Raw genomic sequence first — 12,889 nt, forward strand, 5'->3', positions numbered from 1 at the left:
CCCGCATGCGCTGGATGGGTCAGGTGGTGACGGTGGGGGCGTGGTCCACGGGGAAGTTCACGGAGTTGGCTATGAAGCAGTGTTTGTGGGCCTCGGTGTGGAGGGCGCGGGCGGTGTCGAGGTGGGCGGGGTCGGTGACGGTGACGCGGGGGCGGAGGGTGACCTGCGTGAAGCGGTCGTTGTTCATGGTGCCCTCGGCGGCGTCGCGGTAGTCGGTGACGACGATGCCGGCCTGGGTGCACAGGTGCAGGTACCACAGCATGTGGCATTCGGAGAGGGACGCGACCAGCAGTAGTTCCGGGTTCCAGCGGGTGGCGTCGCCGCGGCCGACGACCGGGTCGGCGCTGGCGGGCAGGGGCGGGCGGCCCTCCGCGCGCACGTCGTGGTTGCGGGAGTAGGACCGGTAGCCGGTGGTCGCCCCGCTCCAGGCGACCTCCACCTCGTAACGATGCATGCGAACGAGCCTGCCACAGCGCCCGATTCGACCGCCGCGAATTTCCGGTCACCGCGCGCCCGGCACGGAGTGGCGGGGTTGGGGCGAAACGTGTCGTCGGCGGAGTACGGTTGAACTTCGGTGTCGGTCACCCGACCGGGCCCGTCGCACCCGAACCGTCCATAGTGTCGAGGAGTAAGTTCCGCGTTGAATGTCGAACCACCGATCCAGGCCAAGCTGCTCGACCTTGCCGCCGTCGACGCCGAACTGACGCGGATCGAGCATCGCCGCAAGGTGCTGCCCGAGCAGCAGGAGGTCCAGCGGCTCGAGGAGGAGCGCACCACGCGCAAGGACGCGGCGGTCAAGGTCGAGATCCTGATCGACGACCTGGACCGGGACATGCGCAAGCTGGAGACCGAGATCGACGGCGTCCGCAAACGCGAACAGCGCGACAAGGCCATGCTCGAGAGCGGCAGCGTCGCGGCCAAGCAGCTGTCGGAGTTGCAGCACGAACTCGGCAGCCTGGAACGCCGCCGCACCGTCCTCGAGGACGACATGCTCGAGGTGATGGAGCGCCGTGAGGCGGCCGTCGCCGACCACCAGCACGCCGGCGCCAATCTCTCCAAGGCGGAGGAGGACCTCCGCGAGGCGCAGCGCCGCCGGGACGAGGCGCTCGCCGACCTCGAGGTCGCGACCGGTCGCTGCACCACCGACCGGGAACAGCTGGTCGGCGCGTTCCCCGCGGAACTGCTGACCATCTACGAGAAGCAGCGCGCGCAGCACGGCGTGGGCGCGGCGCTGCTGCAGGCCCGCCGCTGCGGCGCCTGCCGCATCGAGCTGGACCGCGGCGAGATCGCGCGCATCGCGAAGACCGCCCCGGAAACCGTGGTCCGCTGCCCCGAATGCGGCGCGATCATGGTGCGCACCAAGCAATCCGGGCTGTGAGTACCGCGGGGTCCCTGGTCGAGGTGGAGGGAATGCGGTGGTGAACACGGTGATCGTCGAGGCCGACGGCGGCTCGCGGGGTAACCCGGGCCCCGCCGGATACGGCGCGGTGGTGTGGGACGCCGACCGCGCGCGGGTGCTGGCCGAGCGGAAAGAGGCGCTCGGCGTCACCACCAACAACGTCGCCGAATACCGCGGGCTCATCGCGGGACTGGCCGCGGCGGCCGAACTGGGCGCCCGCGAGGTCGACGTCCGCATGGACTCGAAACTCGTGGTCGAGCAGATGTCGGGCCGCTGGAAGGTCAAGCACGCGGCCATGATTCCCCTCGCCGACCGGGCACGGCAGCTGGTCGCCGGCTTCGATCGGGTGAGCTTCTCCTGGATCCCGCGCGCCGAGAATTCGCACGCGGACCGGCTGGCCAACGAGGCGATGGACGACGCCCACATCGTCGCCGAGGCACGGGACGCCGAGAAGCCCGCATCCGCTGCCGGAGCCGAGCGGGAGATGCTCAGCTGGATCGACGAGGTCGCGAGCGCTCGTGCGGCACAGAACGATTCGACGGTGACCGGCAGCCCGGCCCGGCCCGCGGACGCCACCTCCGCGCCCGGCTGGACCGGCGCCCGCGGCCGCCCCACCCGCATGCTGCTGCTGCGGCACGGCCAGACGGAACTGTCCGTGGAGCGGCGGTATTCGGGCCGCGGCAACCCGCCGCTCACTGAGCTGGGCCGCGAGCAGGCGGCCCGCGCGGCGAAACACCTTGCGGCCAAGGGCGATATCGCCGCCGTGGTCACCTCCCCGCTGGGACGGGCCCGGGAGACGGCCGAGGCGGCCGCACAGGCCCTGGACGTGCCGGTGCGGGTGCTCGACAGCCTGATCGAAACCGACTTCGGCGAATGGGAGGGCCTCACGTTCGCCGAAGCGGCACAGCGGGATCCGGAGCGCCACGGCCGCTGGCTCGGCGACTCGTCGCTGCCGCCGCCGGGCGGGGAGAGCTTCGACCAGGTGCGCGAGCGGGTCGAAGCGGCGCGCCGCGATCTGGTGGCGCTGTACCCGGAACAGAACGTGGTGGTCGTCAGCCACGTGACACCCATCAAGACCCTGCTGCAACTGGCGCTCGAGGTGGGCCCCTCCCTGCTGTACCGCCTGCACCTGGACCTGGCGTCGCTGTCGATCGCGGAGTTCTATCCCGACGGCGGTTCCTCGGTGCGCCTGGTCAACGACACGTCGTATCTGTAGCCGGCTCACCCGGAGCACCGAACGTCTGCCGGTCCTGGGCGGACATGGCGTCAGCGGCGGTGTCAGCACGGTGGCTGCGCGGTGTCAGCGCGTGCCGTGACAGTTGCGGCATGACAGATTCAGCGATTGTGGCTTCCGGGCTCCGGAAGGCATACAAAGACAAGATCGTGCTCGACGGCATCGATCTGGAAGTCCCTGCGGGAACGGTGTTCTCGTTGCTCGGACCGAACGGCGCCGGCAAGACCACGACGGTGAACGTGCTGACGACACTGATCGGGGCCGACGGCGGCACGGTCCGCGTCGCCGGGCACGACGTCGCCACCGAGGCCAAGGCGGTGCGGGCGGCGATCGGGGTCACCGGCCAGTTCGCGGCCGTGGACGAACTGCTCACCGGGCAGGAGAACCTCCAGCTGATGGTGGACCTCAGCCCGATCTCCGCCGGCGACGGCAAGCGCGTCGTCGCGGAGCTGCTGGAACGGTTCGAGCTGACCGAGGCGGCGGCCAAGCCCGCGTCGACCTATTCGGGCGGTATGCGCCGCAAGCTCGACCTGGCGATGACCCTGGTCGGCAACCCGCGCATCATCTTCCTCGACGAGCCGACCACGGGCCTGGACCCGCGCAGCCGCCGCACGATGTGGTCGATCGTCCGCGACCTGGTGGCCGACGGCGTGACCATCTTCCTCACCACCCAGTACCTCGAAGAGGCCGACCAGCTCGCCGACCGGATCGCGGTTCTCGACCAGGGCCACATCGTCGCCCAGGGCACCGCCGACGAACTCAAGCGCCGGATCCCCGGAACCCACGTCCGGCTCCGCTTCGCCACCGCCGCCGACCTCGGCACGGCGGCGGGCGTCATCGCCGGCTCCACCCGCGACGACGAGAACCTGACCCTCCGCGTCCCCAGTGACGGCGGCTCGAAAACCCTTCGGGCCCTGCTGGATCAGCTCGACGAGCACTCGATCGAAGCCGACGAGTTCTCCGTCCACACCCCCGACCTCGACGACGTTTTCCTCGCCCTGACGGGCCGCACCACGGAGGCTGCGAAATGACCACCACACCCCACTCGATCGTGATGCTGCGCCGCAACTTCAAACACATCGCGCGCAACCCCACCACGGTATTCAACGCGGTCCTGATGCCGATCGTGATCATGCTGATGTTCGTGTACATGTTCGGCGACGCCTTCAGCGTCGGTGTCGACTACATCGACTACGCGACACCGGGTTTGATGCTGCTCGCCGTCTGCTACGGGCTGGGCGCCGTCGCCACGTCGGTCAACTCCGATATGACGAAGGGCATCATCAGCCGGTTCAAGGTCATGGACGTCTCCCGCGGCGCGGTGCTGACCGGTCACGTCGTCGCCGGTGTGCTGACCAACGTGATCTCCATCGCGGCGCTCGTCGGGGTGGCGTTCCTGCTGGGTTTCAGACCGTCGGCGAGCGCCCTCGACTGGCTGGGCGTGGTCGGGCTGATCCTGCTGCTCGCGGTCGCGGCGAGCTGGCTCACGGTCGCCCTGGGCCTGGCGGCGAAAACCCCCGAAACCGCCGGTATGGCCGCGGTCCCGCTGGTGATGCTGCCGTTCTTCAGCAGCGCGATCGTCCCGGCGGACAAGATGGGACCGGGGCTGCGGCAGTTCGCGCAGTACCAGCCCTTCACGCCGATCATCGAAACCCTCCGCGGGTTGCTGAACGGCACGCCGTCCGGTGGTTACGCGATGGCCGCCACCGCCTGGTGCCTGGGTATCGCTCTCGCCGGATACCTGTGGGCGCGAGCCACTTTCAAGAAGCGAGCGTGATCTCCGCGAGCTCCTGCCAGCTCGCCTCCGCGCCCTCCCGCATCGCCTCGGTGAACCCCGTGTCACCGAGGCGATGTCGTGCCGCCTGCTCGATGCGGGCGGTATCCGGCTGGGATCGGTCCGGCAGGCCGCGCACACCGGCGCTCGCCGCGAGCAGCCGCGCGGCCTGTTCGTTCCGGTCGGTCCGCAGGGCCAGATCCGCGATGCCGACGAGCACTCGCGCGATGAGATGCGGATGGCCCGCCTCGGACGCCGCGCGGAAGGCCGCGACGCGGTGCTCCCGGGCCGCGTCCGGGTCCTCGGTGAGGTAGCCCAGCATGTCGTGCCGTACCGCGCGGGTGTACGTCCCGTCGGCGTCGTCGATCAGCGTCGTCGCGAGGTCGAGCTGGCCGGCCGTCTCCGCCGAATCGCCTTGCCACCGAGCCAGTTCCGCCTTCGCCAGCGCCAGCTCGGAGAGCGTATTCGGCCAGGCCACCCGTTCCGCGGCCCGCTGCGCCTCGGCCATGGCGGAGGCGGCGGCGTCCCGGTCGCCCGACAGCCAGTAGAGCTGGGCCTGCCGCGCTCGCATCCGCACCACGTCGTCGAGGGCGCCGACCTCGGTGACGACCGCGATCGCCTGGTCGTAGTACTCGTACGCGCCGGCGAACTCGCCGCGCATGGCGATGCGATCCGCCAGCTCGGTCAGGGCGAAGGAAATACCCCACCGGTCGCCGATCGCGCGGAATTCGCTGACGGCCGCTTCCAGATACGCGTCCGCGTCCCGGCCGCCCTCGCCGAACTGGATCCGCATCTTGCCCAGTTGCAGCCGGGCGAGCGCGCGGAGCCAGGGATCCTCGTCGTTCAGCAGCTCCTCCCACGCGGGGAGGATCGCGTCCGGCTCCCGCAGCATCCGTTCCAGCGGCGTGGTGACCCGCAGCGCCGGGTGCCGGCTCTGGTCGGCGCGGCTGGCCTCGTAGGCCTTGTGGATCCACTGCTCGGCGTCGAACTGGTCGTTCTGCGATCCGGCGGTGACGAACTGGACGACGAACGCGTACACCAGGGCCCGGACGTCATCGGCCACCTCGCCGGGGACGGCGGTGGCCGCCAGGAGCAGTTCGTTGCCCTCGGCCTTGCGTCCGCCGAGCCACCAGTACCACCCGGCGGCCGCCGCGAGCCGCATGGCGCCGTCGGCCTCGCCCGCCGCGAGCGCCCCGCGCATCGCGGCGGCGATATTGTCGTGCTCGACCTCGAGGGCGGCGAGCCATTCCAGCTGCTCCGCGCGGCGCAGATGTGGCTCGGCGAGTTCGGCGAATTCGGTGAAGTAGGCCAGATGCGCGTGGCGCGCGGCCTCCGATTCCCCGGCCTCCGCGAGGCGCTGCTCGGCGTACTCCTTGATCGTGCCGAGCATGCGGTAACGCGGCGCCCGGTCGCGCTCGGTGACCACCAGCGACTTCTCGGTCAGCGCGGTCAGCAGTTCGAGCACGTCGCGCGCGTCGACCTCGTCGCCCGCGCAGATCCGCTCGGCCGCCTCCAGGCTCGCCCCGCCCGCGAAGACCGAAAGCCGGCGCAGCACAGTCCTTTCGGCGTCGCTGAGCAGCTCCCAGCTCCAGTCGATCACCGCGCGCAGCGTGCGGTGCCGCGGCAGCGCGGTCCGGCTGCCGCCGGTCAGCAGGCGGAAGCGGTCGTCGAGCCGATCGGCGAGCTGATCCAGGGACATGGTCCGCAGGCGGGCCGCGGCGAGTTCGATCGCCAGCGGCATCCCGTCCAGCGCCCGGCACACGCGCGCCAGCGTCGTCAGCGTGGCGGCGTCGGCCGGGAGGTCCTTGTGCACGGCGCCGGCCCGATCCTGGAGCAGCCGGACGGCCGGAGCGGCCGCGATCTTGGCGAGGTCGGCGCCCTCGGCGGGCAGGACCAGCGGCGCGACCGGCCACAGCGCCTCGCCGGTGATGCCGAGCGGCTCCCGGCTCGTCGCCAGGATGCGCAACCGCCGGCACTCGCCGAGCACGCGGTGCGCGAACGCCGCCGCCGACTCGATCACGTGCTCGCAGTTGTCCAGGATCAACAGCGTCTCGCGCTCGCGGAGCGCCGCGACGACCCGGTCGGTCGGGTCCGCGTCCGGGGCCTCGCCGACCAGCGCGTCCCGCAGGCTGAGTGCGGCGAGAGCCGCCTGCGCCACGGCGTTCCCGCCCGCCACGGGCCCGGCGTCCGCGTCGGCGCCGAGGGCCGCGAGTTCGACCACCCAGGCCCCGTCCGGCAGGTCCGCGAGCAGCGTGTGCCCGGTCTCCGTGGCCAGCCGGGTCTTCCCCGAGCCGCCCGGCCCGATCAGCGTGGTGAGCCGGTGCCCGGTGATGAGGTCGCGGACCGCGGCGACATCGGCGTCCTTGCCGACGAAGGTGGTCAGCTCGGAGCGCAGGTTGGTCTTGCGGTCCTCCTCCCGGCGTCCCAGTTCGCCCCGCAGCAGCGCGACGTGCAGCGCGGACAGCTCCGGGGACGGGTCGACGCCCAACTCGTCGGCCAGGGTTTCGCGGGTGCGCTGGAAGAGCTGGAGCGCCTCGTTGTCGCGGCCGGTCGCCACCTGGGCGCGCATCAGCGCGGCGACGAGCCGTTCTCGCACCGGATGCGCGGCCACCAGGTCGGTCAGCTCGGTGACCACCTCCGCGCCGTGGCCGAGGGCGATCTCCGCGTCGAACCGGTCCTCCATGGCCGCCAGGCGCAGCCCGTCGAGCCGGGTGACCGCCGCGTCGAGGGCCGCGCTGTCCTGAAGGCCGATGTCCTGCATGGCCGCACCGCGCCACAGCGCCAGGGCCTCGCGCAGGCGCGGCAGCCGCAGGGCGTCCTCGGCATTGTGGACCTGGCCGATGAGGCGTTCGAACCGCACGGCGTCGACGGACTCGGGCGCCACCTTCAGCCGGTAGCCCTCCGGCTGCCCCTCGACCACGCCCTCCGGAAGCGCCTTCCGGAGCCGGGATACCAAGCGCTGCAACGCGTTCGCCGCCTCGGTGGGCGGGTTCTCGCCCCAGATCCAGTCGACCAGCGTCGATTTCGGGACCGTGCGACCGGGTTCGAGGGCGAGTGCGACGAGCAGTCCGCGCAGCCGGGCGCCCGGCACGTCGGCCACTGTGCCGTCGTCCGCGCGAATATCGAATGGTCCAAGAATCCCGATCTGCACCCGGCGATTTTGCCACGGGTGGCCCGACGGCCTTCCCGGCGCTGGTAGAGGGGGTGGACGGCGGTGTCAGAGGCGTGTCAGCCGGGTGTCAGGCGGGTCGGCGATCGTGGCATCACTCGCCACGAAAGGACATACGATGAGCACCACGGTTCCCGTCCCGCACGGTCTCCCCATGAACCGCGACGCGGGCCCGTTCGACCCGCCCGGCGAGATCACCCGCCTGCGGGACGCCCGCCCGGTCAGCCCCATGGTCTTCCCCGACGGCCACGAGGGCTGGCTCGTCACCGGCTACGACGCGGTCCGCAAGCTGCTGGCCGACACCCGCTTCAGCTCGCGCCTGGACATCGGCGTGGTGCACACGCCATACGAGGTTCCGGGCATGCCCGTCGCCACCGAGCCGTCGCCGCAGATGCCCGGAATGTTCATCGCCATGGACCCGCCGGACCACACCCGGCTGCGCCGCAAGCTCGTCGGCGCCTTCACCGCGCGGCGCATGAAGATGCTCGAGGACCAGATCGTCGAGATCGCCGAGCGGCAGCTGGACGAGATGGCGAAGCTCACCCCACCGGTCGACCTGGTCAAGGAGTTCGCGCTGCCGATGCCCTCGCTGGTGATCTGCGAACTGCTCGGCGTCCCCTACGAGGACCGGGCGACCTTCCAGGTCAACTCCGCCAAGTTCCTGGTCAAGGACCAGTCGCTGGAGGAGAAGATGGGCGCGTTCGGCGCGATGAACATGTACCTGGCCGGACTGGTCACCGGTAAGCGCGCCGAGCCCGTGGACGACATCCTGTCGGATCTGGCGCGCGACGAGGACATCAGCATCGAGGAGCTGACCGGCGTCGCCTTCCTGTTGCTGCTCGCGGGCCATGAGACCACCGCGAACATGTTGGGGCTGGGCACGTTCGCGCTGCTGGAGAATCCGGGAGAGCTGGCGAAGCTGCGGGCCGACGCGGATCTGGTTCCCGACGCGGTCGAGGAGCTGATGCGCTACCTGACCGTCGCCGACATCTTCTACCGCTACGCCACCGAGGACATCGAACTCGGCGGCGAGACGATTCCGGAGGGCTCGACCGTCGTGGTCTCGCTGCTGGCCGCCAACCACGATCCCGCGCGCTTCGAGAACCCCGACACCCTGGACGTGCACCGCAACGCGCGCGGCCACCTCGCCTTCGGGCACGGTGTCCACCTGTGCCTCGGCCAGCAGCTGGCGCGGGTCGAGATGCGCGCCGGGTTCGCCGGCCTGCTGCGCCGCTTCCCGACCCTCGAACTCGCCATCCCCGCCGCGGACGTGAAACTCAAGTCCGACATGAACATCTACGGCGTGCACGAACTCCCGGTCACCTGGACGGAGACGGCCGGGTGAGGGCTACGGGCGCAGGACGGAGACCAGGAAGTCGGCCTGATCGTAGACGGCCTTCTCGAACCAGTCGTCGAAGTAGATGTCGAAATGGCCGATCGGATAACGCTTCACGACGGCGTGCTTGGTGCGCTCGGCGGCCTTGAGGGTCGGGCCGATCGGGGCGACCGAATCGTCGTCGCAGATCGCGTACATCACCGGCACCTTGATGTTCTTGGTGCGGCGGGCGGGGGAGTCGAACACGGTCGACAGTCCGACGCGGGCGGCGACCTTCGGCTGGTACTGCGAACTCTCCTCGGCCAGGCGGCCGAAGCCCTCGGGCACGTCCGAGGCGCTCATCAGCGCCGACGACCGTTTCCGCCCGGCCAGCCGCACCCCGACCGGCTTGCGGCGGATCGGCCCCACCAGCAGATCGGTGACGGCCACGGTGCCGGTCTTGAACAAGGCGATCGGCCCCTTCGCCCGCGCCGAGGCCCATCCGCTGGTGAACGGGCACTGGGCGACGACGGCCGCGAGATAGTCGTCCTCGTGCGCGATGGATAGCACGTGGCCGCCGCCGAACGAGGTGCCCCACAGGGCGATTCGCGTCGCGTCGAAGCCGCGCAGGGTGCGGGCGAAGGCGATCGCGGCACGCCAGTCCTCCCGCTGCCGGCCGATGTGGATGAGCTGGCGCGGCTTACCGCCGCTCGCGCCGAAATGCCGGTAGTCGAAGACCAGCACACCCATTCCGGCGGTGGCGAATCGCCGCGCGTAGCGGTCGAGGCCCATTTCCCGGTCGGCACCCAATCCGTGTGCCATGATCACCAGCGGCCGCGGCTTCGGGGGACCGTCCGGCCGATAGAGCCACGCTGCACATTGTTCGCTTCCCGAAGGGAACCCCACCTCGACACGCTCCATGGCGAAATACGGTAACGCGTTGCGGGATCGGGCGCTGACCTGGACCCCTGTCTACGGCGGCGGGCGCGCGGGCGAGCCGACACGCTCGGTGTTTCGCGTTTTCCGGGTGGGGTAATAGTCAAGAGCCGTTACTCTCGATCCGCCCGAATTGCCTTCGGTCGCAAGCGGGGATCTCACCACCGGTAGCTCTGTGAACAGGTGCGATGCCGGTCGTCGAGGGGGTCGCGCGCGGGCCCCGAGATCGAGGACGGCAGAATGGTGGCAGACGAGTCGGTCGGGCGGCCGCGTCGACAGGAACGGGCACGCAGGTGCCGCCGCCTGTCGCCGAGGAAAGTCCGGACTCCGCAGAGCAGGGCGGTTGTTAACGGCAACCCGGGGTGACCCGCGGGACAGTGCCACAGAAAACAGACCGCCGGCGCGCACGCGCCGGTAAGGGTGAAACGGTGCGGTAAGAGCGCACCAGCGCCCCGGGTGACCGGGGCGGCTCGGTAAACCCCGCCCGGAGCAAGGTCGAAGGCCGCACTCCCCGGAGTGCGGCTGCGCAGGCGTTCGAGGGCTGCTCGCCCGAGCCTGCGGGTAGACCGCTCGAGGTGCCCGGCGACGGTGCACCCAGATGGATGGTCGCCCCCAGCGCGAGCTGGGACAGGATCCGGCTTACAGACCGACTCGTCCCCCTTCTCCCGGCTGTCCGGACCGGTCGACCTCGACAACGAGGATGCCCGCTATGCGATTGCCGAGGCGGGCGATGCGCGGGGTGTCGGCGGGGGCGTGGCGGGGGTGGAGGATGCGAGGCTTGCGGGCCGTGAGGGTGCTCCCTCGGTAGTGGATCCGGGCCTGGCCCGCGCTGACCACGTTTCTCGCCCAGTTGGTTTCGCCGTGGAGCAGGACCACCGCCATGACCTCGCCCCTGCGGAAGATCGAGACGGGGGTCTGGTATTGGGTGCCGGATTTTCGGCCGACGTGGTCGATGACCGCGAAGCCGGGGAGGGCCGGGGCCAGGCGGCGCATCCAGGGATCGAGGAGGCGGGCGCCCAGGCGGTCGGACCAGTGGGGGAAGTAGCGCGGGAGCGGGCCGACGGTGGTCGTCATTTCGCCAGGGTAGGGAGTGGGGCGGGACCGGACATCCTTCCGGAGAAGGAAATCGGTGGCTTCGGCCGGACCGGTCACCGATCCAGCCGGGGCGACACGGGTGCGGGCGCGCGGGCGAGTTCACCATCGACCAGGCGGGCATCGTCGCACCGGGGAACGGGGCGGTCGGGCGCGGAAGCGTCCCCGTCTACTTCGGGGCTCGAAAGTCGTGTCGCACAGGCGCATTATCGAGAGGGAACGCCGCGAAATCGGGGCGAAAGGGACCTACGGACCGACCTGTCCCTCTGTTCCGGATTCGTAGCGACGGACGGGCAAACGAACCGTCCAGTGCGGATACGGTCCGGGCGTGATGGCAGCGAAGTGTCGCGCGCCGGGCGGGGGTGGTCATACTGAGTGGGTATGCATCGATGTCGGCGCGGCCGAGCGGGGAATTCAGCGTTAGCCCGCCGGATGCGGCACAGACTAGGCAGTATCGTGTGCCGGATGATCTACGTCCGAGCGAAGATCTGCGGTATCCGGAGCGAGTCCGATCTCCGGGCCGCGGTTGCCGCAGAGGCCGATGCGGTCGGATTCATCTCGGGCACCACGCATTTCAGCGAGGACGTGCTCTCCGCGGAGCGGGCGCGCGTGCTGTCGCGGCTGGTGCCGACGACCACCGACCGCGTGCTGGTCACCCATCTCACCGACGCCGACGAGGTCCTGCGGCTGGCCGACCGCATCGAGGTCGACTGCATCCAGTTGCACGGCCTGATCACCCTGGACACCGTCCGTGCCGTCCGCGCGGGCGCCGACGGCCGCCGGGTGATCCGCGCGGTGCACGTCACCGGGCCGCAGGCCATCGGCGCGGCGGTCGCCGTGGCCCCGGACTGCGACGGGATCGTGCTGGACTCACGCTCGGCCGACCGGCTGGGCGGCACCGGCCGCACCCACGACTGGTCGATCAGCGCGCGCATCGTGAACACCTTCGCGGGCACCGGTTTTCCGGTGATGCTCGCGGGCGGCCTCAATCCGGGCAATGTCCGGGCCGCGATCGAGGCGGTCCGCCCGGCCTGGGTCGACGTCAACTCCGGCCTCGACGACCGCCACGGCGACAAGGACGGCCCGGCCTGCGATCAATTCGTCAGGGCGGCACACGGCGTCGCGGCGCCGACCGCTGTTCTAGCCCGACCGCCAGCAGAATGAGCACCCCCGCGGCCGCCGTCGCGGCGGTCAGCCGGGTCTCGGTGCACACAGTTCCGACCAGCGCCGCCACCACCGCCTCGTTGAGTCCCACGATGCTCGCCGTCGCCGCGTCCAGCCACCGCAGCGCCTGCCAGTAGAGGGCGAATCCGGGACCGAGCAGCAGCGCGCCCACCGCGGCCAGCTCGGCCGCCACCGTCGGCCGCGGCGGATCGAACGCCAGCAGCGGGCTGCTCGCGGCCCCCGCCACCAGCAGTTGCAGTCCGGCCGAGGTGATCGTGTGGTTCGGCCCGGCCGCACGGACGATCAGGCTGACCAGGGCCGCCACGCACGCCGCGCTACCGAGGGCCAGCAGGCAGCCCGCGATCGCCGCACCCGCGTCGCGTCCGGCCGCGTGCCGCCCGGTGACCAGCCAGATGGCCGCCGCGACCAGCATCAGCTCCAGCAGCACCGGCACGCTCGGTGCCCGCCGCCCGCGTACCAGCGCCGCGGTGATGATCAGCACCGGCGCGGCCAGATGCAGAGCGACCACCACGGGCAGCGGGCCGATCCGCAGCGCGGCCACGTACAGCGCGAGATTCGCCGTCTCCAGACCGCCCAGCTTCAGGTACAGCCCGGGGCGCGCCCGGAACGCCGCCCACGGCCGCTCCCCGCACAGCCGGGCCAGGACCAGCAGCGTCACCGCGCCGCCCAGCGCCACCAGACCGGCGGTGGTGGGCGCGGCGAGGACCGCGAGCAGTGCGCTGGAGGTGCCCCACAGACAGGTCACGGCCGCCATCAGAGCGAGCGGGGCCAGCGGGGCGGTCACG

At 71.0% G+C, this 12,889-nt stretch carries 10 protein-coding genes, 1 other RNA gene and 1 pseudogene; 7 read left to right on the plus strand and 5 right to left on the minus strand.

The features are described from left to right. Nucleotides 1-19: 19 nt before the first annotated feature. Complete coding sequence (locus ON41_RS11055) at nucleotides 20-454, minus strand: OsmC family protein (RefSeq protein ID WP_040747448.1); 435 nt, start codon at nucleotides 452-454, stop codon at nucleotides 20-22. A 186-nt stretch (nucleotides 455-640) separates the two neighbouring features. Here ON41_RS11055 and ON41_RS11060 point away from each other — a divergent pair, with 186 nt between their 5' ends. The 4 genes from ON41_RS11060 to ON41_RS11075 all read left to right on the plus strand — a co-directional run bounded on the left by ON41_RS11060 (nucleotide 641) and on the right by ON41_RS11075 (nucleotide 4,410). Beyond that, on the plus strand, nucleotides 641-1,378 hold the full coding sequence (locus tag ON41_RS11060; protein ID WP_040747450.1) for a zinc ribbon domain-containing protein: 738 nt from the start codon (nucleotides 641-643) through the stop codon (nucleotides 1,376-1,378). Between the two features lie 40 nt (nucleotides 1,379-1,418). Further along, nucleotides 1,419-2,615 (plus strand): bifunctional RNase H/acid phosphatase, encoded by a 1,197-nt coding sequence (locus tag ON41_RS11065; RefSeq protein WP_040747521.1) that lies wholly within the window; start codon nucleotides 1,419-1,421, stop codon nucleotides 2,613-2,615. A gap of 110 nt (nucleotides 2,616-2,725) precedes the next feature. After that, a complete protein-coding gene (locus tag ON41_RS11070) occupies nucleotides 2,726-3,664 on the plus strand; it encodes a daunorubicin resistance protein DrrA family ABC transporter ATP-binding protein (RefSeq protein ID WP_040747452.1) in 939 nt (312 codons plus the stop codon). Further along, nucleotides 3,661-4,410 carry an ABC transporter permease gene (locus tag ON41_RS11075; protein ID WP_040747453.1) on the plus strand — a complete coding sequence of 250 codons (750 nt, stop codon included), beginning with the start codon at nucleotides 3,661-3,663 and terminating at the stop codon, nucleotides 4,408-4,410. The genes ON41_RS11070 and ON41_RS11075 overlap by 4 nt, the downstream gene beginning before the upstream one ends. Here ON41_RS11075 and ON41_RS11080 read toward each other — a convergent pair. Then, the gene (locus tag ON41_RS11080) at nucleotides 4,394-7,507 is read right to left on the minus strand and encodes an ATP-binding protein (protein WP_246829499.1); all 3,114 of its coding nucleotides are present in this window, start codon (nucleotides 7,505-7,507) and stop codon (nucleotides 4,394-4,396) included. The genes ON41_RS11075 and ON41_RS11080 overlap by 17 nt on opposite strands. A gap of 187 nt (nucleotides 7,508-7,694) precedes the next feature. Between ON41_RS11080 and ON41_RS11085 the strand changes: the two genes are divergently transcribed. Beyond that, a complete protein-coding gene (locus tag ON41_RS11085) occupies nucleotides 7,695-8,921 on the plus strand; it encodes a cytochrome P450 (protein WP_040747455.1) in 1,227 nt (408 codons plus the stop codon). A gap of 3 nt (nucleotides 8,922-8,924) precedes the next feature. Here the strand turns inward: ON41_RS11085 and ON41_RS11090 are convergent, their stop codons facing one another. Then, the gene (locus tag ON41_RS11090; RefSeq protein WP_040747456.1) at nucleotides 8,925-9,812 is read right to left on the minus strand and encodes an alpha/beta hydrolase; all 888 of its coding nucleotides are present in this window, start codon (nucleotides 9,810-9,812) and stop codon (nucleotides 8,925-8,927) included. A gap of 266 nt (nucleotides 9,813-10,078) precedes the next feature. On the opposite strand from ON41_RS11090, the gene rnpB reads away from it, so the two are divergent. After that, nucleotides 10,079-10,485: RNase P RNA component class A (gene rnpB / locus ON41_RS38910), an RNA gene on the plus strand. 86 nt (nucleotides 10,486-10,571) lie between these two features. Here the strand turns inward: rnpB and ON41_RS43735 are convergent. Continuing rightward, a pseudogene (locus tag ON41_RS43735) lies at nucleotides 10,572-10,901 on the minus strand (nitroreductase family deazaflavin-dependent oxidoreductase); the annotation flags it as partial. A gap of 483 nt (nucleotides 10,902-11,384) precedes the next feature. Here ON41_RS43735 and ON41_RS11100 point away from each other — a divergent pair. Next, nucleotides 11,385-12,083: a phosphoribosylanthranilate isomerase gene (locus ON41_RS11100; RefSeq protein ID WP_040747457.1), complete on the plus strand. Its 699-nt coding sequence runs from the start codon at nucleotides 11,385-11,387 to the stop codon at nucleotides 12,081-12,083. Here ON41_RS11100 and ON41_RS11105 read toward each other — a convergent pair. After that, complete coding sequence (locus tag ON41_RS11105; protein ID WP_040747458.1) at nucleotides 12,022-12,888, minus strand: DMT family transporter; 867 nt, start codon at nucleotides 12,886-12,888, stop codon at nucleotides 12,022-12,024. The two genes, ON41_RS11100 and ON41_RS11105, sit on opposite strands and share 62 nt — an antisense overlap. Between the last annotated feature and the right edge of the window lies 1 nt (nucleotide 12,889).

It is taken from the genome of Nocardia transvalensis NBRC 15921, from assembly GCF_000308875.1.
Lineage (GTDB): Bacteria > Actinomycetota > Actinomycetes > Mycobacteriales > Mycobacteriaceae > Nocardia > Nocardia transvalensis.